The sequence below is a fragment of the Streptomyces crystallinus genome, assembly GCF_039521265.1.
Classification (GTDB): domain Bacteria; phylum Actinomycetota; class Actinomycetes; order Streptomycetales; family Streptomycetaceae; genus Streptomyces; species Streptomyces crystallinus.
The window spans coordinates 397,823-422,677 of record NZ_BAAACA010000009.1 but is presented as its reverse complement, the minus strand read 5'-3'; the positions used below and the strand labels follow the sequence as shown (position 1 = coordinate 422,677).

The window sequence follows — 24,855 nt, the reverse complement described above, 5'->3', positions numbered from 1 at the left end:
CGCCCCCGGCAGTGGGATCGGGGCCACCGCCCCTCGGAGAGAAAGGACGACGAGCTGTGTCACGCCTGCGAAGAGCCCTCGCGACAGCGGCCGCCGCCATCCCCCTGCTGTCCGGCGCCGTACTGGCCCCGGACACCGCCTCGGCCGCCGCGCCCGACCCCACGTACACGGTCTCGATCGGGTCGGTGAGCCCCTACAAGTACCCGACCGACACCCCGGCCTCCTCCTACGTCGACAAGGACGGCACCTTCTACTTCCAGCAGTCCGCCGCGCTCTACGGCGCCAAGGACCCCCGGTACTGGGACTTCTACACCGGCAGGGACTTCGACGACGCCACCCGTTCGACCGCGGTGAGCGACGCGGTGAACCCGGCCAACCCCAGCGACCGCAACAACGACACCACCTGGCGCTGCAACAACAGCCCCACCGGCGTGGAGGCGACGGCGGCCGGGTCCGGCTCGGGCTACTCCCAGAAGAACTTCTGCGACCTGGTCGGGGTGTGGGTCGACCCGGACACCGGGGACTGGTACGGCCTGGTGCACAACGAGTTCACCCCGCAGCCGTTCGGCGACGGGCTGCACTACGACGCCATCGACTACGCCGTCTCCCGGAACCAGGGCAAGGTGTGGACCATCCTGGGCCACGCCATCACCTCGCCGTACCCCACGGCCCGCGGTGACGCGAAGACCTTCCCGAAGCAGACCTACGACTACGGCGACGGCGACCAACGGCTCTTCGTCGACCCGGCCTCGGGCTACTTCTACGTGTACTACGGCTCCCGGATCGTGCCCAAGGGCGGCGTCGGCGGGAGCACCGGCGGGCTGGCGCATGTGGCGCGGGCGCCGATCTCGTCCAAGATGGCGAGCGGCTCCTGGTCCAAGTGGTACGACGGCGCCTGGTCGCAGCCCGGTGTGGGCGGCCGGGAGAGCAACATGGTCCCGGCGACCCCGGCCAACCCCGGCGGCTACACGCCCGTGGCCGACGACTACGACCCGGCCAACGGCGGCACCGTCGACCAGCAGGTCGCGGCGGGCGAACTCCCCGCCAAGTCGGACCTGTTCATCATGAACATCGCCTACGACGCCCATCTGGGCCGCTACATCGGCGAGCCCGAGGTCGTCTCGGGGACGGCGCCCCAGCGCTTCTACGTGACCGACGACCTGGCGACGCAGAAGTGGCGTCTGATCGGGGACTCGGGCAGCTACACCTCCGGCTCCTGGTACCGCTGGATGGTGGACTCCGCGAACCGGACGAACTCCACGATCGTCGGCAAGACCTTCCGCTCGTACTGCTCCATCGCCTGCGCCCGCTCCGACGGTGAGTACGCCGACGTCACGGTGAGCTCGTCCGCGCCCGCCGCGCCGCCCGTCGACCCGGCGAAGACCTACCGCATCGGCAGCGGGTCCGGCCGGGTGCTCGTCCAGGCCCCGGGCGGCTCGTCGGTCACCTCGGCGGGCTCCGCCACCGGGTCGGCCCTGGAGGCGTGGACCTTCACGGGCAACGGCGACGGCTCGTACCGGATCGCCAACGCGGCCACCGGAAGCCTGCTGGGCGTCGACTCCGCCGGGAAGTCCGGCCGCGCCTGGGCGGCCAAGCCCTCGGCGACCGCGCCCGGATCCGGCGGGCCCACCGTCGGGCAGCAGTGGTTCCTGGTGCCCGAGGTGTCGTCCGGCGGTGCGCGCAGCGGCGCGTACCGGCTGGTGAACCGCTACAGCGGACTGGTGCTCGGGATGTCGTCGCAGGCCACCCGGCTCGCCGAGACCACGCCGGTCCGCACCTGGACCGACCCGACCGGCGGCGGCGTCGGCGGTTCGCGCACCGCCGCCGAGCAGACGCTCACCCTGACCGCGGCCGGCCCGGCCCCGGCGAACCTGAACGGCCCGCACACCCTCGCCGTGTCCGGCAAGGCGCTCGACGACCCCGACTGGTCCAAGGCGACCGGGGTGCGGCTGGTCACCTGGTCGCTCACCGGCGGCGCCAACCAGACCTGGAACCTCACCCAGCAGTCCGACGGCTCGTACACGCTCGTCAACGCCCACTCCGGCCTGTGCGCGGACGACGAGGGCGGGGGCACCGCGCCGGGCACGGCGGTGATCCAGTGGACCTGCACCGGCGGCGCCAACCAGCACTGGAGAGTCACCCGGCTCACCTCGGGCGCGTACACCCTCACCAATGTGCACAGCGGACTGCTGCTGACGACGTCGTCGGCCTCCGACGGCGGCCTGGTGACACAGCAGGCCGACGCCCGGACGGCACTTCAGCAGTGGACGATCACCTGACGGGGGCGCTGGTGCGGCTCAGTCCCGCGCGGCCGTGAACACCCCCGCGCGTGCGGCGGCGGCCGCGGCCTCGGCGGCGCGGTCGGCGGCTGCCTCGTCGAGGGGGGCGCCGGTGGTCAGCAGCCGGTAGTACAGGGGGGCCGACACGGCGCGGATCACCTCGCGCGCGTCGGTCCCCTGCGCCAACTCCCCGCGCTCGACGGCCTGTTGTACGCACGGCGCCCACTCCGTGACACGTGTCTCGTAGAAGCGGTGCAGGGCGGCGGCCGTCTGCTCGTCGCAGGTCGCGGCGGCGATCACGGCCTTGAAGAGCGGGCCCTGGCGGGCGTCGGCCAGGGTGCGCTGGACGAGCCGGGCGTTGGCGCGCAGATCACCCAGGAGCGTGCCCGTCTCGGTTCGCGGGAGCGACTGCTCGGCCATGTCCGCGAGGAGGTCCGCGACCAGGCCCGCCGGAGTGCCCCAGCGCCGGTAGACCGTGGTCTTGCCGACCTCGGCGCGGCGGGCCACCTCGGCGAGGTCCAGCTGGGCGAGCCCGCCCCGCGCGAGCGCGTCACCGGCGGCGGCCAGCACCGACGCCCGTACGCGCGCGGTCCTCCCACCGGGCCGGACGGTCCCTGGATCTGCGTCTCCCGGATTCATAACGGGACTCCTGTTCCATTAATGGCCGATGCTCTGCTACGTTGAGGGCACATCCTAACGGAACCGCAGAACCGTTAGCGGTCGCCAGTGCGGGCGGCCGCACCGGCTGTGCGGAGAGCTGCGCACGGAGAGCCGTGCACGGAGAGGAACGGTCATGGAATACAGGAGGCTGGGCGCGTCGGGGCTGATGGTGCCGGCACTGAGCTTCGGCGCCGGCACGTTCGGCGGCCGGGGCGAGCTCTTCGGCGCCTGGGGCGACACCGACGCCCAACAGGCCCGCCGACTGGTGGACATCTGCCTGGAGGCCGGGGTCACCATGTTCGACACCGCCGACGTCTACTCCGCCGGCGCCTCCGAGGAGGTGCTCGGGGCGGCGGTCAAGGGGCGGCGCGACGAGGTGATCCTCTCCACCAAGGCCGGACTGCCCACGGGTGACGGGCCGGGCGACGCGGGCACCTCCCGCTCACGGCTCATCCGGGGCGTCGAGGACGCGCTGCGCCGCCTCGGCACGGACTACATCGACCTCTTCCAGCTGCACGCCTACGACGCGGGGACGCCGATCGAGGAGGTCATGGCCACCCTCGACGACCTCGTGCGGGCCGGAAAGATCCGCTACACCGGCGTCTCCAACTTCTCCGGCTGGCAGCTGATGAAGTCGCAGGCCACGGCGGACCGCCACGGCTACCAGCGCTACGCGGCCCACCAGGTCTACTACTCCCTCGTGGGCCGGGACTACGAGTGGGAGCTGATGCCGCTCGGGGCCGACCAGGGGGTGGGCGCGGTGGTGTGGAGCCCGCTCGGCTGGGGGCGGCTCACCGGGAAGATCCGCCGCGGGCAGCCGCTGCCGGAGCAGAGCCGGCTGCACACCACCGCGGACTTCGGCCCGCCCGTCGAGGACGAGCTCCTCTACCGCGTGGTCGACGTGCTCGACGAGCTGGCGGGGGAGACCGGCCGGACCGTCCCGCAGATCGCCCTCAACTGGCTGCTGCGCCGCCCCACCGTCTCCTCGGTCATCATCGGAGCCCGCGACGAGCAGCAGCTGAGGCAGAACCTCGGCGCGGTCGGCTGGAGCCTGACCGACGACCAGGTCGCCCGGCTGGACGCGGCGAGCACCCGGACCGCGCCCTACCCGTACTTCCCGTACGAGCGCCAGGAGGGGTTCGCCCGCCTCAACCCGCCGATGACCGGCCGGGGGGCGCAGGGGCAGGCGTGACCGGGGTCAGGCGGCGTACTCGGGGACGTTCGCCCCGGCCCAGGCGGCGAGGACGCGGGCGCACTCGGCCACCGACTCCCGCCACGTCCTGGCCGCGCCCTCGCCGGCCTCGTCGCTGACGTGCTTGACCATCTGGAGCGGGACCCCGGCCCGCTGGGCGACGGACGCGAGCGCGTAGCCCTCCATGTCGACCAGGTGAGCGCGCAGCGCCAGCCGGGCGCGCGCCTCCTCGTCCGCGATGAACGTGTCGCCGGTCGCCAGCGTCGGCCCGTCCCGGTCCGACATGTCCAGCTGCGGGCCGTACAGCTCGCCGGTCAGCGCGGCCAGCACGTCGCTGTCCAGGTCGTGCTGGAGCACCGAGCCTATGACGTGGGTGCCCGTCCACCCCGGGCGCAGCGCCCCGGCCGTCCCCAGGTTGACGACGCGCGAGGGGCGCGGGCCGCGCCCCAGGACGGTGGCCAGCGCGCTCGCCGCGTTCACCTTGCCGATACCGGTGAGCAGGACGGGCAGATCCGTGTCGAGGAACTGCGCCTCCTCCTTGACGGCCAGCACGAGCAGCGGGCGGTTGGTGTCGATGTGTCCGGAGAGCTCCATGGGGACCAGGGTATTTCCGCGCGGCCGGTGCTCCGGCAGCGGGTGGGGTGTCCGAGGGTGAGCGGCTGACCTGCGCCCCGTTTGATCCTCGCGTTTCAAGGAAGGCGCAGCGGAGGGACGGCGCACCACGCCTCCCGCACACTTCCCGCACACCGGGACCAGCAACTGAGGGAATGGAGAACGCCATGGCTGCCGTGAAGAGCTCGCTGCCGGATGCCGACCTGAAGGTCGTGGGGACCGCGCTGCAGGGCGCCCTGGTGGATCTGGTGGATCTGTCACTCGCGGCCAAGCAGGTGCACTGGAACGTGGTGGGCCCGCGCTTCCGCTCGGTCCACCTCCAGCTCGACGAGGTGGTCACCACCGCGCGTACGCACTCCGACGTGGTGGCCGAACGCGCCTCCGCGCTCGGCATCACCCCCGACGGCCGGGCCGCCACCGTGGCGGAGTCCTCCGCCATCGGCACCGTGCCGGAGGGCTGGATCAAGGACACCGAGGCCGTGCAGGTGCTGGTGGTGGCGCTGGGCCGGGTGGTCGAGCGGATGCGTGAGCGCATCGCCGCCACCGAGAAGCCGGACCCGGTCACCCAGGACCTGCTCATCGCCGTCACCGGCGAGCTGGAGAAGCACGCCTGGATGTTCCAGGCGGAGAACGTCTGATCCGCGGTTGGAGGGCCCAGGGCGTACGCCCTGGGCCCTCCAACCGCCGGGTCGCTACGACGTGTGGTGGTCGTGCTCCGGGGCGTCCGGCCCCTGCGGGTGACCCGGCGGGGCCTCGGCGTCGGGCGTCTGCCAGGAGTCCGCGCGCGGCTGGGGCTCCTGCGGGGGCGCCGGCCGCCGCGCGGCCCGGCGGCTGCCGTACCAGAAGGCCGCGATCAGCACGGCCACCACGAGGGCGCCCACGATCACGAACAGCCAGGACGACGAGGTGCTCGCGGCGAGGGTCTGGGACAGCGTGACGGTGTTCATGGGTGGCTCCTAAACGAGCTGGGGTCCCGGCCGGGCCGCCGTCCTAGGCGAGCTGCGGCAGGACCTTGGTGCGGTAGAAGTCGAAGAAGCCGCGTTGCTCCTTGCCGATCTGGTTGACGTACACGGTGTCGAACCCGGCGTCGGCGTACTCGCGCACCGCGGCGAGGTGCACGTCCACCTCGCTCCCGCAGGGCACGTTCTCGCCCACCCGCTCGGGCGTCACCAGCTCGGACGCCTGCTCGAAGTGGCGCGGTGTCGGCAGCACCTGAGGCAGCTCGCCCGGCAGCTGCTCGTTGGCCCACAGCCGGTGCGCCTCGTGGACCGCCGCCTCGCGGTCGGGCCCCCAGCACACCTTCAGCCCGGCGGACACGGGCTTGCCGCCGCCTCCGCCGCGCCGGAAGCGCTCGATCAGCGCCTGGTCCGGTGCCATGGCGACGAGACCGTCGCCGGCCCGGCTCGCCAGCTCCCCGGCCTGCGGGCCGAAGGCGGACACGTCGATCGGCACCGGCTCGTCAGGAACGGTGTACAGCCGCGCGTTCTCCACGGTGTAGTGCTTGCCCCGGTGGCTGACCTGATCACCCGTGAACAGCAGCCGCATCACCTGGATGGCCTCTTCCAGCATCTCCAGCCGCACCGAGGCCTCCGGCCAGGCGTCACCGAGGATGTGCTCGTTGAGGGCCTCGCCCGAGCCGACCCCGAGGCGGAAGCGGCCACCGAGCTGTACGGCGCTGGTCGCGGCGGCCTGGGCGACGACCGCCGGGTGCATCCGCACGGTCGGGCACGTCACCGCGGTCTCCACCGGCAGCGAGACGGCCTCCGACAGTGCGCCGACCACCGACCAGACGAACGGGGACTGGCCCTGGCTGTCGTTCCAGGGGTGGTAGTGGTCGGATATCCACAGTGAGGTGAATCCCGCCTGCTCGGCCATCCTGGCCTGCTCGACCAGCTCGGCGGGCGTGTGCTCCTCGCTCGACAGGAAGTAGCCGTACTCGGTCATCGCCGCTCCTCGGGACGCGCTGGTGCACGCCGGGTGACCGGTGGGCGCGAAAGAAAACATCCACCGGGCGGCCGTGTGAGGTGCCCGCGCGCGGGTACCGGGCCAAGCGCGCCGGTCGGGCCCCCGGCGGCCGGGCCGCGGCTCGACGGTCCGGCGTTTTCAGCGGGTCCGGCGGATGCGACGGTTCGACGGTTTCGACGGAGAGGGTTTTCCATGGGCGCGACCGGCGGGACGGCCTCACGCGGTGGCGAGCCGCAGGAGCGCCCCTCCCTGGAGCAGGCGCTGCGCGACCGGGTGGACGGCGAGGTGCGCTTCGACGCCGGCAGCCGCGGGGCCTACGCCACCGACGCCTCCAACTACCGCCAGGTGCCGATCGGCGTCGTGGTGCCGCACACCGTCGAGGCCGCGGTCACCGCGATCGAAGTGTGCCGTGAGTACGACGCCCCGGTGCTCTCGCGCGGCGGCGGCACCAGCCTGGGCGGGCAGTGCACCAACACCGCCGTGGTCCTCGACTGGACCAAGTACTGCAACCGCCTGGTGTCGGTGGACCCCGAGCGGCGTACGTGCGTGGTCGAGCCCGGTATCGTCCTGGACGAGCTGAACCGTCAACTGGCGCCCCACAAGCTGAAGTTCGGGCCCAAGCCCGCCACCCACAACCACTGCTCGCTGGGCGGCATGATCGGCAACAACTCGTGCGGTGCCTCGGCCCAGGCGTACGGCAAGACCGCCGACAACGTACGGCGTCTGGAGGTCCTCACCTACGACGGCACCCGGATGTGGGTGGGGCCGACGACGGACGCCGAGTTCGAGGAGATCATGGCCGCGGGCGGGCGCCCGGCCGAGCTGTACGGCGGGCTGCGCGAGCTGATCGGGCGCTATCTGGGCGAGGTGCGGCGCGGCTATCCGCCCATTCCGCGCCGGGTGTCCGGCTACAACCTCGACGCCCTGCTCCCGGAGAACGGCTTCGATGTCGCCCGAGCCCTGGTGGGCAGCGAGAACACGCTGGTCATCGTGGTGCGGGCGGAGCTGGAGCTGGTGCCGGTGCCGCCCTTCGAGTCGATGCTGGTGCTCGGCTACGACGACATCTGCGCCGCGGCGGACGACGTGCCCCGGCTGCTCTCGCACAGCGAACCCACCCAGCTGGAGGCGCTGGACGACCGGATGGCGCAGCTGATGCGCGCCGAGCACGCCCATGTCGAGTCGCTGGACAGCTTTCCGGCGGGTCGCAGCTGGCTGCTGGTGCAGTTCGCGGGCGACACCCAGGAGGCGGTGGACGAGCAGGCGCACGCGCTGCTGCGGGCGCTCGGGCGCGACGCCGAGGACGACACCGTCACGTTCTCCGACGACCCCGCACGCGAACAGGAGATGCTCAAGGCCCGCGAAGCCGGACTGGGGGTGACCGCGCGTCCGCCGGACGAGCGCGAGACCTGGGAGGGCTGGGAGGACTCGGCGGTGCCGCCGGACCGGCTCGGCGACTATCTGCGCGACCTCAAGGAGCTGTTCCACGAGTTCGACTACGACCACCCCTCGCTGTACGGGCACTTCGGGCAGGGCTGCGTCCACACCCGAATCCCCTTCGGGCTCAAGACCGCCGAAGGGGTCGCGGACTTCCGCGCCTTCCTGTTCAAGGCGGCGCGGCTGGTGAGCTCGTACGGTGGCTCGCTCTCCGGTGAGCACGGCGACGGCCAGGCCCGCGCCGAGCTGCTGCCGGTGATGTTCGGGGACGCGCTGGTCACCGCGATGAGCGAGGTCAAGGCGCTCTTCGACCCCGGCAACCGGATGAACCCGGGCAAGGTCGTCTCGCCCGGGCCCGCCCAGCCGCACCGCGTCGACGAGAACCTGCGGCTCGGCCCCCGCTGGCGCCCCGCCGCCTCACGCACCCGCTTCGCCTACCCGGACGACGACAACTCCTTCACCCGGGCGGTGCTGCGCTGCGTCGGCATCGGCAACTGCCGCACCCACAGCGGCGGGGTGATGTGCCCGTCGTTCCGGGCGACCGGCGAGGAGGAGCACTCCACCCGGGGCCGGGCCCGGCTGCTCTTCGAGATGCTCGACGGACACACCGACTCGCCCGTCACCGACGGCTGGCGCTCCACCGCCGTACGCGACGCCCTCGACCTGTGTCTTGCCTGCAAGGGCTGCAAGTCCGACTGCCCCACCGGCGTCGACATGGCCACCTACAAGGCCGAGTTCCTCTCCCACCACTACGCCGGCCGGCTGCGCCCGGCCGCCCACTACGCGCTGGGCTGGCTGCCGCTGTGGGCCCGGCTCTCCCGGGTGGGCCCCGGCGCGGTCAACGCGCTGCTGCGGGCGCCGGTGCTCGCCAAGGCCGGCAAGCGGCTGGCCGGGGTCGCGCCCGAACGCGAGGCCCCCGCCTTCGCCGGGCAGTCCTTCCTCCAGTGGTGGCGGGCCCGCGCCACGGCCGAGCCCGTGCCGGGCGACCCGAAGGCCGTGGTGCTGTGGCCGGACACCTTCAGCACCTACTTCCACCCGGCGGTCGCCCGCTCCGCCGTGAAGGTACTGGAGGACGCCGGGTTCCGGGTCGCGGTGCCGAGCCGCCCGGTGTGCTGCGGCCTCACCTGGATCTCCACGGGCCAACTCGGCGTCGCCAAGCGGGTGTTGCGCCGCAGTGTGCGCGTGCTGCGGCCGTGGATCGAGGCGGGTACGCCGGTCATCGGCCTGGAGCCGTCGTGCACCGCGGTGTTCCGCGCCGACGCGCCCGACCTGCTGCCCGAGGACGAGGACGTACGCAGGCTCGCGGGCCGCTTCCGCACCTTCTCCGAGCAGCTGGTCAACCACGCCCCGGACGGCTGGCACCCGCCGACGGTGAGCCGGGCCGCCACCGTGCAGACCCACTGCCACCAGCACGCCGTGCTGAAGGACGACGCCGACCGCGAGCTGATGCGCCGCAGCGGCCTGGACGCCGACGTCCTGGACGCCGGCTGCTGCGGTCTGGCCGGGAACTTCGGCTTCGAGCGCGGCCACTACGACCTGTCCATGAAGATCGGCGAGCAGGGCGTGCTGCCCGCCGTGCGCGACACCGCGCCCGATGCCCTGGTGCTCGCCGACGGCTTCAGCTGCCGCACCCAGATCGAGCAGGGCGGCACCGGCCGCCGCGCGCTCCACCTCGCGGAGGCGCTGGCCCTGGGCCTCGGCGGGCCCCTTCCCGCCGACCACCCGGAACGGGCCGCCGACCGCCCCGCCACCCCCTGAGCCTCCTGTCCCCACCCCTTGGAAAGGTCACATCACATGTCGATGAAAGTCTCCGACTACGTGCTGGAACGGCTGCGGCAGTGGGAGGTCGAGCACGTCTTCGCCTACGCGGGCGACGGCATCAACGGCCTGCTCGCCGCCTGGGGCCGGGCCGACGACCAGCCCCGGTTCATCCAGGCGCGGCACGAGGAGATGGCCGCGTTCGAAGCGGTGGGCTACGCCAAGTTCTCCGGCAAGGTGGGGGTGTGCGCGGCCACTTCGGGCCCCGGCGCGATCCATCTGCTGAACGGCCTCTACGACGCCAAGCTCGACCATGTGCCGATCGTGGCGATCGTCGGGCAGACCAACCGCAGCGCCATGGGCGGCTCGTACCAGCAGGAGGTCGATCTGCTGAGCCTGTTCAAGGACGTGGCCTCCGAGTACTGCGAGATGGTGACCGTCCCCGAGCAGCTGCCCAACGTCATCGACCGGGCCATGCGCACGGCCGCCGCCCGGCGGACCGTGACCGCCGTGATCATCCCGGCCGATGTGCAGGAACTCGACTACGAGCCGCCCGGCCACGCCTTCAAGATGGTGCCCTCCAGCCTCGGCGCCGCCCGCTACGCGCCCGTCCCCGCCGACGACGAGATCGCGCGCGCCGCCGAGGTGCTGAACGCGGGGGAGAAGGTGGCCGTGCTGGTCGGCCAGGGCGCGCGGGGCGCCCGGGCCGAGGTCGAACAGCTCGCGGACGTGCTGGGCGCGGGCGTCGCCAAGGCGCTCCTCGGCAAGGACGCCCTCCCGGACGACCTGCCGTACGTCACCGGGTCCATCGGCCTGCTGGGCACCCGGCCCTCGTACGAGCTGATGCAGGACTGCGACACCCTGCTCGTGGTGGGGTCCAGCTTCCCGTACACCCAGTTCCTGCCCGAGTTCGGCCAGGCGCGGGCGGTGCAGATCGACATCGACCCGTTCATGGTCGGACTGCGCTATCCCTTCGAGGTCAACCTCGTCGGCGACTCCCGGGAGACGCTGACACGGCTGCTGCCGAGGCTCAAGCGCAAGAAGCACGACAAGTGGCGGAAGAAGATCGAGAAGGACACCGCCCGCTGGTGGGAGGTGATGGAGCGGCGGGCGGCCGTCGACGCGGACCCGATCAACCCCGAGTACGTGGTGCACTCCCTCGACGCGCTGCTGCCCGACGACGTCATCCTCGCCGCGGACTCCGGCTCTGCCGCCAACTGGTACGCGAGGCACCTGCGGATGCGCGGCACGATGCGCGGCTCGCTCTCCGGCACGCTGGCCACGATGGGGCCGGGCGTCCCGTATGTGATCGGCGCCAAGTTCGCCCACCCGGACCGCCCGGCGCTGGCCATCGTCGGTGACGGGGCCATGCAGATGAACGGGCTCGCGGAGCTCATCACCGTCTCGAAGTACTGGCAGGAGTGGGAGAACCCGCATCTGATCGTCGCCGTGCTCAACAACCAGGACCTCAACCAGGTCACCTGGGAGATGCGGGCCATGTCCGGCGCCCCGCAGTTCCTGCCCTCGCAGCAGCTGCCCGATGTGCCGTACGCGGACTTCGCGCGCTCCATCGGGCTCGACGGCGTCCGGGTGGAGAAGCCCGAGGACGTCGAGGGCGCCTGGCGGCGGGCGCTCGCCGCGGACCGGCCGTGCGTGGTGGAGTTCCTCACCGACCCGGCGGTTCCGCCGATCCCGCCGCACGCCTCACTGGACCAGATCGAGGCCGCCGCGGCGTCGATCGTGAAGGGGGACAGCGACCGGGTCGGCATGATCCGGCAGGGCCTGAAGGCGAAGGTCCAGGAGATGCTGCCGGGCGGCAAGCACCGCGAGTGACCGGCCGGGTGGCCACACCCGACGACCGGCGAACCACAGTGAACGAGGCAGAAGGAGTCACCCCATGAAGCCCACCGCCGCATCCCAGGCGCCGCCGGAGCAACGAGTCCAGGTGGTGCTCAGCGCGTGCTCGGCCGCCGACGCCGAGACGGTGCTGGCCGCGCTGTGCCGGTACTTCTCGGTGGACGCGGGCGACGAGGGAACCGGTCACGGGCCCGCGAGCCCCGATCCGGCGCGTCCCACCGTGTGGACGGCGAGGTTCGACACCTCCCGGGTGCCGGAGGAGGTCAGCCGGTCCGCACTGGGCGACACGGTGACCGTCGACGCCCAGGGCGGACCCGTCGCGGTCGCCCGGCTGCGGGACGTCCTGCACCGGACCTTCGAGGTGGAGGACGCCGGGACGGCCTCCGGCGACCAGGAAGTGGATCTGCAGATGCGGCTGCGGGGGCGGTAGGCGCCGGCGTACGCGGACGGGTGCGGGCCGAGCCCGCGACCGGCGTGCACGGGGCCTCCCGAGGCCCCGCGCACGCCCGCGCTCGTCCTCGGACCGCACGCGGCAGGGGCTCCTGGACTCCTCCCCGTGCCCCACGGCCCGTGGCTGAGCGGAGCACTCCGGCCGCGGGCCGTGTTCCGCCCGGGATAGGTCAGCCCCGCTGTTCCAGCTCCGCCACCGGGCTGTCGTCGAGCGCGGCCAGCAGCGCCGCCGGGTCGTCGTACACCGCCGTCGCCCCCGACTCCTCCAGGTCGGCGCGTGGGATGCCGCCCGCCAGCACGCCCACCGGCCGGACCCCGGCCCTGGCCGCCGCCTTCATGTCCCAGACCGTGTCACCGACGAACACCGACGACCCGGCGTCGCCGTCGACCAGCTCCAGCGCCTGGTGGACGGGGTCGGGGGCCGGCTTCCCGGACTCGACGTCGTCCGCGCTGGCCACCCCCGCGATCACGTCGTCGGCGTCGATGGCCTTGCGCAGCGCGCCCAGTTCGGCTCCGCCCGCCGAGGTGGCGAGCACCACCCGCCAGCCCCGCCCGTCCAGTGCCCGCAGGAGATCCGCGGCGCCCGCGACGGGAGCCAGCCGCTCGAAGTACGTGGCGTACAAGGCCGTGTGCGTGGCGCTGAGCTCCTCGTCCTCGTCCTTGTCGCGGTCCTCGCCCAGCAGATGGGCGATCAGGTCCTCCGAGGGCAGCCCGACCGCCCGGTGGATGTCGTGCGTCGCCACCTCGTGTCCGGCCTGCCGGAACGCCTCCCACCAACACACCACATGCAGATGGTTGGTGTCGACGAGGGTCCCGTCGACATCGAAGATCGCCGCGCGCGTCATACCGGCCGCCTTTCGCCCTGCCCTGACCTTGACCTTGACCTTGCTCCGACCGTACGGGTCGAGCGGCTCAGCCGCCCGTGCGGCGCGCCCTCGACCACCGCAGCACCGCCGCCCCCGCCAGGGCGCCCGCCCCGGCCGCGAGCGCGGGGTGGCGGGCGAGGGCCGCCTGGGGCGAGCGCCCGGTCGCGCTCTCGTCGAAGGCCCCGTGTGCGCCGTGGTCCTCGCCGGGGCGCTCGTCCAGCGGCTGCCACAGGTTGCCGGGCCCGGCGACCGGCGGAGGCGAGTCGGTTTGCTGCGAGGAGTAGCCCGTACGGGCCAGATAGCGGTCGAGCGCAGCAGGGACGAACCGGTTGGCCCAGAGGGTGGCGACCGTGGAGGCGCCGACGTAGTACTGCTTGCGTCCCGGGTGGTCCGCCGCGTACCCGATCGTCCGGGCCACGACCTCGGGCTGGTAGATCGGCGGCACCGGCTGCGGGTGCTTCGGCAGCCGTGAGCGCACCCAGGAGAACTGCGGGGTGTTCACCGCCGGCAGCTGCACCACGGTGATCCGCACGCGGCTTCCGTCGTGCAGGAGTTCGGTGCGCACCGACGAGGTGAAGCCGTTGACGGCGTGCTTGGCGCCGCAGTACGCCGACTGGAGCGGGATGGAGCGCTCGCCGAGGGCGGAGCCGACCTGGACGACGGCGCCGCGGTCGCGCGGGACCATCCGGGCCAGGGCGGCGCGGGTGCCGTTGACGTAGCCCAGATACGCCACGTCCGTCACCCGCTGGAACTCCTCCGGGCCGATCTCGGCGAAGGGCGCGAAGACGGAGGTGAAGGCGACGTTGATCCATACGTCGATCGGCCCGAACTCGGCCTCGGTGAGCTCGGCGGCCTTCTCCACCTCCTGGTGGTGGGCGACGTCGGTGGGCAGCACCAGGGCCCGCCCGCCGGCCGCCGCCACCTCCTCGGCTGCGGCTTCGAGCCCTGCCCGGCCGCGGGCGAGCAGCGCGATGTTCGCGCCGCGCCGCGCGAAGAGCCGGGCGGTGGCACGGCCGACGCCGGCGCTGGCGCCGGTGATCACCACGGTCTGCGGCATGATCTCGTCCCGTCCTTCTTTCCACGTCTTCACGGGGCCCGCCCGGCCGGTTCCGGCGGCCCGGCGACGGGGTACCCCGCGAAAGGCCGCCCATTCCCCTGAACGGACACCGTTTGGACTCCGGAAATGCGGTCACCGAAAAGGGGTCACCGATAAATCGTCCCCCGAAATGTGTGTGGCCGCCCAATGGGGGCACACGGAGGGCTGGAGGTTGATTTCCATGGTCCCGTTGCTTCTCGTTCTACTGCTGGTGCTGATCCTTTTCGGCGCCGGCTTCGCACTCAAGGTCCTGTGGTGGGTCGCGATCGCCGTACTGGTGCTGTGGCTCATCGGCTTCGTCGCGCGTCCCAAGGGTGGCTCGGGCCGCTGGTACCGCTGGTAGCGGCGGTTCCCGCGGCAGGTTCCGTCAAGGCCGAAAACGCGATGTGTCGGCCGGGGGAACTCGGGCACCCGGCTTGTCGGGAGAGAGCGTCACCGAGTGGTTTACGCGGCGACGCTCTTCCGGCGCACAACACGAAAGGAAGCACGTTTCATGACGGAGAACATCTGGGGCTACCCGGAGACCAGTGGCCACCTCGCGGGCGCGGATCTGCGCGGCTGGAGCGTCGAGGCCACCGACGGGAGCATCGGTAAGGTCGACAAGCACTCCGACGAGGTCGGCTCCGCGTACATCGTGGTCGACACCGGTGTGTGGATCTTCGGCAAGCACGTGCTGCTGCCCGCCGGTACCGTGACGCAGCTCGACGCGGCCGAGAAGAAGGTCTACGTGAACCGGACCAAGGCCGAGATCAAGTCCGCTCCCGAGTTCGACCGGGAGAAGCACATCGGTGACCCCGGCTACCACGACCAGGTAGGTGGCTATTACAGCGGCCGCCCGCCGGTCGTCTGACACCGGCATCAAAACCGTCTGACAACAGCAGGTCGTGCCTCAGCGGGGCCGCCCGGGCCGAGAGCCCGGGCGGCCCCGCTGCCGGTGCGCCCGAATTCACCAACTGCCGGGAACAATAGGCGAGTCGGCGGCATTGCGGATTCCGGCCTCGCCCATTCCGTAACCGTGCACTTCCGGTGAAACGGGCTGTATGGATGCTGCGGGGGACAATTGTGTGAACTCCGTTGTGCGCGCGGGAAACGGATGGAGATACGCGGCCGAGGGAATGCCAGGGGCGCCGTCGTACGGGTGTGGGCATACGCGGGACGCCGTCGGCCGGAGCTGGTTAGATCGGTTGAGCGCGATCTGGGCGTGGATCGCGAACGGCGCCCGCCAGGGCAGAGGGAGACACGATGACCACGGCCAGCAGCACGGACACGGGATCGCCCGCCCGGCGCGGTGCGGAGAGCCACGATCTGCTCCGTGTGCACGGCGCGCGCGTGAACAACCTGAAGGACGTCAGCGTCGAGATCCCCAAACGGCGGCTTACCGTGTTCACCGGTGTCTCCGGCTCCGGCAAGAGCTCGCTGGTCTTCGACACCATCGCCGCGGAGTCGCAGCGGCTGATCAACGAGACGTACAGCGCCTTCGTACAGGGCTTCATGCCCACGCTGGCGCGGCCCGACGTGGACGTCCTCGAAGGGCTGACCACCGCGATCGTCGTCGACCAGGAGCGCTTGGGCGCCGACCCCCGCTCCACGGTCGGCACCGCCACGGACGCCAACGCGATGCTGCGCATCCTCTTCAGCCGGCTCGGGCAGCCGCACATCGGGCCGCCCAACGCGTTCGCCTTCAACGTCCCCTCGGTCCGGGCCAGCGGCGCGATCACGGTGGAGCGCGGGGCCGGGAAGACCGAGGCCGTGAAGGCCACCTACCAGCGCACCGGCGGTATGTGCACCCGCTGCGAGGGCCGGGGTTCGGTCTCCGACATCGACCTGAGCCAGCTCTACGACGACACCAAGTCGATCGCCGAGGGCGCGTTCACCATCCCCGGCTGGAAGTCGGACAGCTTCTGGACCGTGCGGGTGTACGCCGAGTCGGGCATCCTCGACCCGAACAAGCCGATCCGGAGGTTCACCAAGAAGGAGATGCACGACTTCCTCTACGGGGAGCCCACCAAGGTGAAGGTGGAGGGTGTCAACCTCACCTACGAGGGGCTGATCCCGAAGATCCAGAAGTCGATGCTCTCCAAGGACCGGGAGGCGCTCCAGCCGCACATCCGGGAGTTCGTGGACCGGGCGGTCACCTTCACCGCCTGCCCCGAGTGCGACGGCACCCGGCTCAGCGAGGCGGCCCGGTCCTCGAAGGTCGCGGGCATCAGCATCGCCGACGCCTGCGCGATGCAGATCAGCGATCTGGCCGCCTGGGTACGGGAACGCGACGAGCCGACCGTGGCGCCGCTGCTCGCCAACCTCGGGCGCACGCTCGACTCGTTCGTGGAGATCGGCCTCGGCTATCTCGCGCTCGACCGGCCGTCGGGCTCGCTGTCGGGCGGTGAGGCGCAGCGCGTCAAGATGGTTCGCCACCTCGGCTCCTCACTCACCGATGTCACCTATGTCTTCGACGAGCCCACCACGGGTCTGCACCCCCATGACATCGCGCGGATGAACGACCTGCTGCTGCGGCTGCGCGACAAGGGCAACACGGTGCTGGTGGTGGAGCACAAGCCGCAGACCATCGCGATCGCCGACCACGTCGTGGACCTCGGCCCCGGCGCGGGGACCGCGGGCGGCACCGTCTGCTTCGAGGGCACCGTCGAGGGGCTGCGGGCGGGCGACACCGTCACCGGCCGCCACCTCGACGACCGGGCCGCCCTCAAGGAGAAGACGCGTACGCCCAGCGGTGTGCTAGAGATCCGGGGCGCGACCGCGCACAACCTGCGCGAGGTCGACGTCGACCTGCCGCTGGGCGTGCTCTGCGTGGTCACCGGTGTGGCGGGCTCCGGCAAGAGCTCCCTGGTGCACGGCTCGGTGCCGCCGGGCGCGGGCGTGGTCTCGGTCGACCAGGGACCCATCAAAGGCTCCCGGCGCAGCAACCCCGCCACGTACACCGGGCTGCTGGACCCGATCCGCAAGGCGTTCGCCAAGGCCAACGGGGTGAAGCCGGCGCTGTTCAGCGCCAACTCCGAGGGCGCCTGCCCCGGTTGCAACGGCGCCGGGGTGATCTACACCGACCTGGCGATGATGGCCGGTGTCGCCACCACCTGCGAGGAGTGCGAGGGGAAGCGGTTCGAGGCGTCGGTCCTCGATCACCACCTCGGCGGCCGGGACATCAGCGAGGTGCTGGCGATGCCGGTGAGCGAGGCCCTTGAGTTCTTCGCCGACGGCGAGGCGCGCACCCCGGCGGCGCACCGGATCCTCACCCGGCTCACCGACGTCGGGCTCGGCTACCTCACCCTCGGCCAGCCGCTCACCACCCTGTCCGGCGGCGAGCGGCAGCGGCTCAAACTTGCCACCCATATGGCCGAGAAGGGCGGCGTCTACGTCCTCGACGAGCCGACCACCGGTCTGCACCTGGCCGATGTCGCGCAGTTGCTCCAGCTGCTGGACCGGCTCGTCGACGCCGGGAAGTCGGTCATCGTCGTCGAGCACCACCCGGCGGTGATGGCGCACGCGGACTGGATCGTGGACCTCGGCCCCGGGGCGGGCCACGACGGCGGCCGGATCGTCTTCGAGGGCACCCCGGCCGACCTGGTCGCGGCGCGCTCCACCCTGACGGGTGAACACCTGGCGGACTACGTCGGCGCGTGAGCCGAACGGGGCCCGGCAGCCGCCGGGCCCCTGCCACAAAACCCACAAAACCGCTCAGGCCTTGACGCTCTGGCTCGTGACCAGGTCGATCACTGCCGGAATGCCGCCTTCCGTGAAGGCCCGGTGCTGCCGGTCGGCGCCGGTTCCCCGCCGCAGCAACCGCTGCATCAGGGAGTGCACCTCCAGTCCGTCGCCCGCCGCCTCCAGGGCGGGGCCGATGTGCCGGGCCAGCTGGCACAGCACATCGCCGCAGCTGCGCCGCTGCCCGGCCGGGTCCAGGAGCACACCGTTGAGCCCTTCGCGGGCCGCGCGCCAGGTCGCGGCCTGGAGCAGTTCGAGCGGGCACTCCGGCACCGGGTCGCCGTCCTTGTGCTCGCGGATCGCGGTGGCGACCAGGGCGCGGATGATGCCGGCGAGCATCACCGCCTCGTCGACCCGCACCTGCACGTCCAGACAGCGCACCTCGATGGTGGGGTAGCGCTCGGAGAGACGGGCGTGCCAGTAGAGCTGCCCGCTGTCGCTGACCGCCCCGGCGCTGATCAGCGCCTCCGCGCGGCTCTCGTAGTCGTCGAGGTCGACGAAGCGCGGCGGCGGTCCGCTGACCGGCCAGCGGCTGAAGACCAGGGTGCGCCAGCTGGCGAAGCCGGTGTCCCGGCCGTGCCACAGCGGTGAGTTGGCGGACATGGCCAGCAGGGTGGGCAGCCAGACACGGATGCGGTTGAGCACCGCGACACCGACCTCCCGGTCGGGTACGCCGACGTGCACATGCATCCCGTTGATCAGCTGCTCGTCGACCAGCTGTCCCGCGTTCGTCTGCATCGCCAGATAGCGGGGACGCGGCGTGACCGGGACGGGTCCGGCGCCGTTGACGGGGGCGGCCCCCACGGCGGCGACCCGGCACCCCAGCCGCTCCGCCGCGGTCCCCACCGTGTGCCGCAGCCGCACCAGATGGCCCCCAAGCTCCGCCATGGCCACGCAGACCGGGGTCGCGACCTCCACCTGAGCCTGGAGCAGCTCGAGCTGCACCTCCGGCTCCTCGACCGTGTCCGGTCCGGTCAGCGCCCGTACCTCTTCCGAACGGGGCAGGGGCCGGCCGGTCACGGGGTCCACCAGCAAATACTCTTCTTCGACCCCAAAGGTGAGCATGAGAGGTGGTTACCCGCCCGTGGACCGCGCGAACCGACGTGCGTTTGCGCCACTCGGCCGGTACGGGCCCGGCGCAGACCCGGCGCGTGGGGCGCACACGTGGCGGTCGGAGCAGTGGGACGGGCTGCCGAGATGCCGGAGGGCGTCGGCTGTACGAGGGTGGAGACTCCGCCGACCCGAGGAGCCGTGAGGATGGAAGCAAGCGATGGCCCGCGTGACCCCGGCACCGAACCCGGCTCCGCAGCGGCCGAGCGCGGAGGCGTACTCCCGCCGACACACTCACGCGTCACCCTGCGGGTGAACGACACCGAGCACGTCCTCGAGCTCGACCACCGCACCACGCTGCTCGACCTGCTGCGCGAGCACCTCGCCCTGACCGGCTCGAAGAAGGGGTGCGACCAGGGCCAGTGCGGGGCGTGCACGGTGCTGCTCGACGGTCGGCGGGTCAACAGCTGTCTGCTGCTGGCCGTGTGCCAGGAAGGGCGCGAGGTGGTCACCGTGGAGGGGCTCGCCGAGGCGACGGTCGCGGACGGCGGTCTGCACCCCCTGCAACAGGCGTTCCTGGACCGCGACGCGCTCCAGTGCGGCTACTGCACACCGGGCCAGCTCTGCTCGGCCGTCGGCATGCTGGAGGAGGCCAAGTCGGGTCAGCCCTCGGTCGTCACCGACACCGAACGGCCGGGCGACGCCCCCGTACAGCTGACGGTGGAGGAGATCCGGGAGCGGCTCAGCGGCAACCTGTGCCGCTGCGGGGCCTACCCGCACATCGTGGAGGCGGTTCAGGAAGTGGTCGTACGGGACATGGCCGCCAGGGAGGTGACGGCGTGAAACCGATGACCTATGTGCGCGCCCGCAGCGTCGAGGAGGCTGCCGCTGCCCACGCGGGCCGCCCGGACGCCCGGTATCTGGCGGGCGGCACCAACCTCGTCGACCTGATGAAGCTCGGTGTGGAGCGGCCCGAGCTGCTCGTGGACATCACCCGGCTTCCCCTCGACCGGGTGGAGGAGCTGCCCGACGGGGGGCTGCGGATCGGCGCGACCGTGCCGAACAGCGACCTCGCCGGGCACCCCGTGGTCCGCGAGCGGTACCCGGTGCTGTCACAGGCGCTGCTCAGCGGCGCCTCCGGCCAGTTGCGCAACGTGGCCACCACGGCGGGAAACCTCCTCCAGCGCACCCGCTGCGCCTACTTCCAGGACCTCGGCAAACCGTGCAACAAACGGGTGCCGGGCAGTGGCTGCGGCGCCCTGGAAGGCGTCAACCGCGACCACGCGGTGCTCGGCCACTCGGAGCACTGCGTCGCCACCCACCCCTCCGACCTCGCCGTCGCGCTGGCGGCCCTGGACGCGGTGGTGGAGATGGCGGGGCCCGGCGGCGGCCGGACGGTGGAGCTCACCGAGTTCCACCGGCTGCCGCAGGACAGCCCCGACCAGGACACCGTGATCCGCCCCGGCGAGCTCATCACCGGTGTGCTGCTGCCGGCCCTGCCCACCGGTGCGCTCTCGCGCTACCGCAAGGCGCGCGACCGGGCCTCGTACGCCTTCGCCCTCGCCTCGGTGGCCGCCGTGGTCCAGCTGGACGGGGGAGTGGTCCGCCAGATCGGCGTCGCGTTCGGCGGTCTGGCCCACCGCCCGTGGCGCGCCCGGCGCACGGAGGCCGCGCTCCTCGGCAGCAGGGCCACTCCCGAGGCACTCGCCCAGGCCGTGGACGCCGAGCTCGCGGCCGCCGTCCCGCTGCGGGACAACGCGTACAAGGTGTCGCTCGCCCGTGACCTCGCGCGCGAGGTGCTCGGTTCGCTGATCGCCCGGTCCTGAACACCCCGTAAGGAGAGCCGCCGTGGGATCGAGCTCCAGTGCCCTGGGTGCGTCCGTCGAGCGCCGGGAGGGCCGTGCGAAGGTGACCGGCGCCGCCAAGTACGCGACGGAGTACGGGCCGCCCGGCCTGGTGTACGCCTGGCCGGTGCCCGCCACCGTCGCGCGTGGGGAGGTCGCCTCCCTCGACACCTCGGCCGCCCTGGCGCTGCCCGGTGTGCTCGCCGTCCTCACCCCGGACTCCGCGCCCCGGCTCGCCGACGCGGACGATCCGACGCTGGCCGTGCTCCAGGACTCCCGGGTGCCGCACCACGGCTGGCCGGTCGCGCTGGCCGTCGCCGAGACCCTGGAGACGGCACGGGCCGCCGCCCGGGCGGTACGGGTGAGCTATACGAGCGAACCGCACGATGTGACCCTGACCTGGGACCACCCGGACGCCTATCTCCCCGAGGAGGCCAACGGAGGGCACCCCGGGGAGCGCCGGCAGGGCGATCCCGAGGGCGCCTTCGCCGAGGCGGCGGTGCGGGTGGACGTGTCGTACACGGTGCCGCCGCTGCACAACCACCCGATGGAGCCGCACGGGGCGATCGCGCTGTGGCGGGACGACGACCTCACCGTCTTCGACACCAGCCAGGGCGCCGACACCGTACGCACCGTCCTGGCCGGGCTCTTCTCGCTGCCCGAGGAGCGGGTGAGCGTCGTCAGCGAACACGTCGGCGGCGGCTTCGGCTCCAAGGGCACCCCCCGCCCCCATGTCGTCCTCGCCGCCCTGGCCGCCCGGCACACCGGCCGCCCGGTCCAACTCGCCCTGCCGCGCAGGGAGTTGACCGAGCTGGTCGGCCATCGCGCGCCCACCCTGCACCGTGTGCGCCTCGGCGCCCTGCCCGACGGCACCCTCACCTCGCTGATCCACGAGGTGACCACGCACACCTCGCGGGTCAAGGAGTTCGTCGAGCAGGCGGCCGTGCCCGCCCGGGTGATGTACGCCAGCGGCAGCAGCCGCACCACCCACCGGGCGGTGGCCCTGGACGTGCCCACCCCGTCCTGGATGCGCGCACCCGGGGAGACACCCGGTATGTACGCGCTGGAGTCCGCCGTCGACGAACTCGCCTGTGCGCTGGGGATGGACCCGGTCGATCTGCGGGTGTACAACGAACCCCCGGTCGAACCGGACAGCGGGAAGGCCTTCAGCAGCCGCCACCTCGTGGAGTGCCTGCGCGAGGGCGCGCGGCGCTTCGGGTGGGCGAGCCGCGACCCCCGGCCGGGGGTGCGCCGCTCGGGGCCGTGGCTGACCGGCACCGGAGTCGCTGCCGCCACCTACCCGGTGCTGGTCTCGCCCAGCCGCGCCACGGTCACCGCCCACCCCGACGGGCTCTACGTGGTACGGATCAACGCCACCGACATCGGCACCGGCGCCCGTACCGTACTCGCGCAGGTCGCCGCCGACGCGCTGGGCGTCGGGGTGGACTCGGTGCGCACCGAGATCGGTGTCACCGGGCTGCCGAAGGCCGCGCTCGCGGGCGGCTCCGCCGGCACCGCGTCCTGGGGCTGGGCCGTGCACGAGGCGTGCCGGGATCTGGCCCGTCAACTCGCCGACGGCCAAGGCCCGTTGCCGCCCGGGGGCCTAACCGCGTCGGCCGACACCGAGGGCACGGCGGACGCGGAATCCCCCTACGCGCGGCACGCGTTCGGCGCCCACTTCGCCGAAGCGGCCGTCGACACCGACACCGGCGAGGTCCGGGTGCGCCGGCTGCTCGGGGTGTACGCGGCAGGGCGGATCCTCAACGCCCGCACCGCCCGCTCGCAGTTCATCGGCGGCATGGTCATGGGCCTGGGCATGGCGCTCACCGAGGCAGGCAGCGTGGACCCCGCCTCCGGCGCCTTCATCGGCAGCGACCTCGCGGGCTATCACGTGCCCAGCCACGCCGACGTGCCCGCGATCGAGGCGCACTGGATCGACGAGGAGGACCCGCACCTCAACCCGATGGGCAGCAAGGGCATCGGCGAGATCGGCATCGTGGGGACGGCGGCCGCCATCGGCAACGCCGTCCACCACGCCACCGGGGTGCGCCTGCGCGAACTGCCGCTCACCCCGGACCGCGTACACGGCACACTGCCGCGCGGGTGAGGGTCACACGCGGCGGCGGTGGCTGGTGTCGCACCACGGGTAGGTGCGGCTGCGGCGGCAGGTGCACAGGGCGACCACACAGCGGTCGGAGAACGCGCTGGTGCCGTCCTCCAGGACCACTTCCACCGGCCCCTCGACGAGGACGGGCCCCTCGCGCCGCACCCGGATGCGGCGCGGCTCCTCAGACGGGTCGTTCGGCACGGATGACCACCAGCTCTTCCGTCGTCCTGTCGTCCTCGATCAGCCCCTGCTCGTCGAGCCACTCCCGCCGGGACCGCAGCACGGGCCCGAAGGGGATGAACCGGCGCGCGATGACCGCCGCTTTCAGGCCCGCGGCACGCAGCTCGCGCAGGCTCGCCTCGGGCCCGCTGAGCGCGGAGTGGACCATCAGCAGCACACCGCCGGGGCGCAGCAGCAGCGGTGCCTCCTGGCAGATGCGGCGCACCAGGAGCCGCCCGTCGTGGCCGGCGTCCCAGGCCCGGGCGGCGCCGTGCCGGGGTGCGGTCGCGGCGCGCGCGGGAACGTAGGGAGGGTTGCTCAGAATGAGGTCGTAGGCGCGGTCCGCGACCGGTTTCAGCAGGTTGCCGCGGACCACCCGGACCGGCAGCCCGGCCAGCCGGGCGTTGAGACGCGCGGTGACCACGGCGCGCCAGGAGATGTCGACGGCGGTCACCCTCGCTCCGCGCCGGGCCGCGGCGAGGGCCAGCGCGCCGGTGCCGGTGCCCACGTCCAGGACCTGGGCGCCCGGGGGCACCGGCTCGTCGCGCAGGGCCTCGGCCAGCAAGGCGGTGTCGGCCTGCGGGGTGTAGACGCCGGGTGGGGCCAGAAGTGTCATGAACCCCGAGTGCCCGGCAATCCGGGAAAGATCCTCGCAAATACGCGTTTATCGGTCCGAAGACGGCTCCGGCCCGTCCTCGGCGCCGTCCTCGAAGGAGCCCGCGAGCGGCTTGCGCAGCGAGGTGCGGCCCGCTCGCCAGTGACCGAGCAGCTCCTCACCGAAGCGGTCCTCCAGGAACACCGTGGCGTCGATCCCGAACGCCACGTCGGCCGCGAGCTCCGGCTCCTGCTCGAGCAGACCGCCGATCACCTCGTGCCGCACCACCTGCTCGTGCACCGCGTCGGCCTCCACGTGCTCGGTGTAGAAGAGCTCCGCGGCCGGGCCCGCGCCCGCGCGCTTCATCGCGAGCGCCAGACGCCGGGACCCGGGCGAGGAGGTGACCTCCAGGGTCGCGAAGTGGCCGACCAGCGCGCCCCGCAGCGCGCGGTGCAGCCCCAGCAGCGACATGAGGTTGACGGTGGCGAGCATCGCCGCCGACCCGGCGTCCAGATAGCGCCCGTAGGCGGTGTCGAGGCCGAGGTCGGTCATCAGGTCGGCGAAGAGCTTGGCGTGCACCCGCTCGGCGCGCCCGCCGCCGAACTCGTCGAACTCCACCGCCGCCATCCCCGCCTTGGCCCGCCCCCACAGCCTCGGAAGCACCCAGGCGTGCGGATCGGCCTCCTTGAGGTGGTAGAGCGAGCGCTGGGCCGCGTACTCGCGCAACTGCCACAGCCGGCCCTCCTCCTGGAGGTAGTGCGAGACGCCGGTGCCGTGGACGGGCTCCACCAGGAGCTCGCCCATCGCCTCGTCCACGTCGTGCCCGCGCGCCGCGTCACGGCGCAGCGCGGCCAGGAAACGGGCCTCCAGCAGGGCGCGCGCGGTGAGCAGCGCCGGATCCCACTCGCAGGCGTCGTCCACCCCGGCGAAGCCGCGGTAGTGGGGCTCGTAGCAGACGTACAGCGCCAGCTGGAGGTCGTCGCCGTAGGGGTCGGCGCGGTCGACGGCCGCCGCGTCCGGCAGCGGGGTGTCCTCGCCGCGCAGGTGGGCGATCACCGCCGCGGAGACCTCCCCGCGGGCTTCCGGCAGGGCGGGGCCCCGTTGATCGATGGTCATGACATGTGGGTACCCGCAGAACGCCGTCCGCAACG

The 24,855-nt window shown here is 72.5% G+C and carries 22 protein-coding genes; 12 read left to right on the top strand and 10 right to left on the bottom strand.

Features of this window, described 5'->3' with window-relative positions; genetic code table 11:
• Positions 1-56 precede the first annotated feature (56 nt).
• On the top strand, positions 57-2,279 hold the full coding sequence (locus tag ABD236_RS09065; protein ID WP_344072159.1) for an RICIN domain-containing protein: 2,223 nt from the start codon (positions 57-59) through the stop codon (positions 2,277-2,279).
• Positions 2,280-2,297: 18 nt separating this feature from the next.
• On the opposite strand, the gene ABD236_RS09060 is transcribed toward ABD236_RS09065, so the two are convergent.
• The gene (locus tag ABD236_RS09060; RefSeq protein WP_344072157.1) at positions 2,298-2,918 is read right to left on the bottom strand and encodes a TetR/AcrR family transcriptional regulator; all 621 of its coding nucleotides are present in this window, start codon (positions 2,916-2,918) and stop codon (positions 2,298-2,300) included.
• A gap of 154 nt (positions 2,919-3,072) precedes the next feature.
• Here ABD236_RS09060 and ABD236_RS09055 point away from each other — a divergent pair, with 154 nt between their 5' ends.
• Entirely contained in the window at positions 3,073-4,131 is a 1,059-nt protein-coding gene (locus tag ABD236_RS09055; RefSeq protein ID WP_344072154.1) for an aldo/keto reductase, read from the top strand.
• A 6-nt stretch (positions 4,132-4,137) separates the two neighbouring features.
• Here the strand turns inward: ABD236_RS09055 and ABD236_RS09050 are convergent, their stop codons facing one another.
• On the bottom strand, positions 4,138-4,725 hold the full coding sequence (locus ABD236_RS09050) for a nucleosidase (RefSeq protein WP_344072152.1): 588 nt from the start codon (positions 4,723-4,725) through the stop codon (positions 4,138-4,140).
• Between the two features lie 185 nt (positions 4,726-4,910).
• Between ABD236_RS09050 and ABD236_RS09045 the strand changes: the two genes are divergently transcribed.
• A complete protein-coding gene (locus tag ABD236_RS09045) occupies positions 4,911-5,381 on the top strand; it encodes a Dps family protein (protein WP_344072150.1) in 471 nt (156 codons plus the stop codon).
• Positions 5,382-5,435: 54 nt separating this feature from the next.
• Here ABD236_RS09045 and ABD236_RS09040 read toward each other — a convergent pair whose 3' ends face one another.
• Together ABD236_RS09040 and ABD236_RS09035 are read right to left on the bottom strand one after the other, a co-directional pair.
• The gene (locus ABD236_RS09040) at positions 5,436-5,690 is read right to left on the bottom strand and encodes a DUF6479 family protein (protein WP_344072148.1); all 255 of its coding nucleotides are present in this window, start codon (positions 5,688-5,690) and stop codon (positions 5,436-5,438) included.
• Positions 5,691-5,733: 43 nt separating this feature from the next.
• A complete protein-coding gene (locus ABD236_RS09035) occupies positions 5,734-6,687 on the bottom strand; it encodes an LLM class F420-dependent oxidoreductase (protein ID WP_344072146.1) in 954 nt (317 codons plus the stop codon).
• A 213-nt stretch (positions 6,688-6,900) separates the two neighbouring features.
• On the opposite strand from ABD236_RS09035, the gene ABD236_RS09030 reads away from it, so the two are divergent.
• The 3 genes from ABD236_RS09030 (at position 6,901) to ABD236_RS09020 (ending at position 12,187) form a co-directional block, all read left to right on the top strand.
• Positions 6,901-9,900, top strand: a complete 3,000-nt coding sequence (locus tag ABD236_RS09030) for an FAD-binding and (Fe-S)-binding domain-containing protein (RefSeq protein ID WP_344072143.1) — start codon at positions 6,901-6,903, stop codon at positions 9,898-9,900.
• A gap of 36 nt (positions 9,901-9,936) precedes the next feature.
• The gene (locus tag ABD236_RS09025; protein WP_344072141.1) at positions 9,937-11,733 is read left to right on the top strand and encodes a thiamine pyrophosphate-requiring protein; all 1,797 of its coding nucleotides are present in this window, start codon (positions 9,937-9,939) and stop codon (positions 11,731-11,733) included.
• 64 nt (positions 11,734-11,797) lie between these two features.
• Positions 11,798-12,187 carry a hypothetical protein gene (locus ABD236_RS09020; RefSeq protein WP_344072139.1) on the top strand — a complete coding sequence of 130 codons (390 nt, stop codon included), beginning with the start codon at positions 11,798-11,800 and terminating at the stop codon, positions 12,185-12,187.
• A 190-nt stretch (positions 12,188-12,377) separates the two neighbouring features.
• On the opposite strand, the gene ABD236_RS09015 is transcribed toward ABD236_RS09020, so the two are convergent.
• Both ABD236_RS09015 and ABD236_RS09010 read right to left on the bottom strand, forming a co-directional pair.
• Positions 12,378-13,052: an HAD family hydrolase gene (locus ABD236_RS09015; protein WP_344072137.1), complete on the bottom strand. Its 675-nt coding sequence runs from the start codon at positions 13,050-13,052 to the stop codon at positions 12,378-12,380.
• A gap of 67 nt (positions 13,053-13,119) precedes the next feature.
• The gene (locus ABD236_RS09010) at positions 13,120-14,130 is read right to left on the bottom strand and encodes an SDR family oxidoreductase (protein ID WP_344072134.1); all 1,011 of its coding nucleotides are present in this window, start codon (positions 14,128-14,130) and stop codon (positions 13,120-13,122) included.
• Positions 14,131-14,350: 220 nt separating this feature from the next.
• Here ABD236_RS09010 and ABD236_RS09005 point away from each other — a divergent pair, with 220 nt between their 5' ends.
• The 3 genes from ABD236_RS09005 to ABD236_RS08995 all read left to right on the top strand — a co-directional run bounded on the left by ABD236_RS09005 (position 14,351) and on the right by ABD236_RS08995 (position 17,808).
• Positions 14,351-14,512 (top strand): hydrophobic protein, encoded by a 162-nt coding sequence (locus ABD236_RS09005; RefSeq protein WP_344072131.1) that lies wholly within the window; start codon positions 14,351-14,353, stop codon positions 14,510-14,512.
• Positions 14,513-14,662: 150 nt separating this feature from the next.
• Complete coding sequence (locus ABD236_RS09000; RefSeq protein WP_344072125.1) at positions 14,663-15,019, top strand: PRC-barrel domain-containing protein; 357 nt, start codon at positions 14,663-14,665, stop codon at positions 15,017-15,019.
• A 392-nt stretch (positions 15,020-15,411) separates the two neighbouring features.
• A complete protein-coding gene (locus ABD236_RS08995; protein ID WP_344072123.1) occupies positions 15,412-17,808 on the top strand; it encodes an ATP-binding cassette domain-containing protein in 2,397 nt (798 codons plus the stop codon).
• Positions 17,809-17,862: 54 nt separating this feature from the next.
• Here the strand turns inward: ABD236_RS08995 and ABD236_RS08990 are convergent, their stop codons facing one another.
• Entirely contained in the window at positions 17,863-18,954 is a 1,092-nt protein-coding gene (locus ABD236_RS08990) for a carboxylate-amine ligase (protein ID WP_344072121.1), read from the bottom strand.
• Positions 18,955-19,146: 192 nt separating this feature from the next.
• Here ABD236_RS08990 and ABD236_RS08985 point away from each other — a divergent pair, with 192 nt between their 5' ends.
• From ABD236_RS08985 to ABD236_RS08975, 3 genes are read left to right on the top strand one after another with little or no spacing between them, the layout of a single operon-like run.
• Positions 19,147-19,782 carry a 2Fe-2S iron-sulfur cluster-binding protein gene (locus ABD236_RS08985; RefSeq protein ID WP_344072119.1) on the top strand — a complete coding sequence of 212 codons (636 nt, stop codon included), beginning with the start codon at positions 19,147-19,149 and terminating at the stop codon, positions 19,780-19,782.
• Positions 19,779-20,765 (top strand): FAD binding domain-containing protein, encoded by a 987-nt coding sequence (locus tag ABD236_RS08980; protein WP_344072116.1) that lies wholly within the window; start codon positions 19,779-19,781, stop codon positions 20,763-20,765. The genes ABD236_RS08985 and ABD236_RS08980 overlap by 4 nt, the downstream gene beginning before the upstream one ends.
• Before the next feature lie 22 nt (positions 20,766-20,787).
• Complete coding sequence (locus ABD236_RS08975) at positions 20,788-22,890, top strand: xanthine dehydrogenase family protein molybdopterin-binding subunit (RefSeq protein ID WP_344072114.1); 2,103 nt, start codon at positions 20,788-20,790, stop codon at positions 22,888-22,890.
• Between the two features lie 3 nt (positions 22,891-22,893).
• Here ABD236_RS08975 and ABD236_RS08970 read toward each other — a convergent pair whose 3' ends face one another.
• From ABD236_RS08970 to ABD236_RS08960, 3 genes are read right to left on the bottom strand one after another with little or no spacing between them, the layout of a single operon-like run.
• Positions 22,894-23,091: a CDGSH iron-sulfur domain-containing protein gene (locus ABD236_RS08970; RefSeq protein WP_344072112.1), complete on the bottom strand. Its 198-nt coding sequence runs from the start codon at positions 23,089-23,091 to the stop codon at positions 22,894-22,896.
• The gene (locus ABD236_RS08965; RefSeq protein WP_344072109.1) at positions 23,072-23,725 is read right to left on the bottom strand and encodes a HemK2/MTQ2 family protein methyltransferase; all 654 of its coding nucleotides are present in this window, start codon (positions 23,723-23,725) and stop codon (positions 23,072-23,074) included. The genes ABD236_RS08970 and ABD236_RS08965 overlap by 20 nt, the downstream gene beginning before the upstream one ends.
• Positions 23,726-23,773: 48 nt before the next feature.
• Positions 23,774-24,820: an iron-containing redox enzyme family protein gene (locus ABD236_RS08960; RefSeq protein ID WP_344072106.1), complete on the bottom strand. Its 1,047-nt coding sequence runs from the start codon at positions 24,818-24,820 to the stop codon at positions 23,774-23,776.
• Positions 24,821-24,855 lie beyond the last annotated feature (35 nt).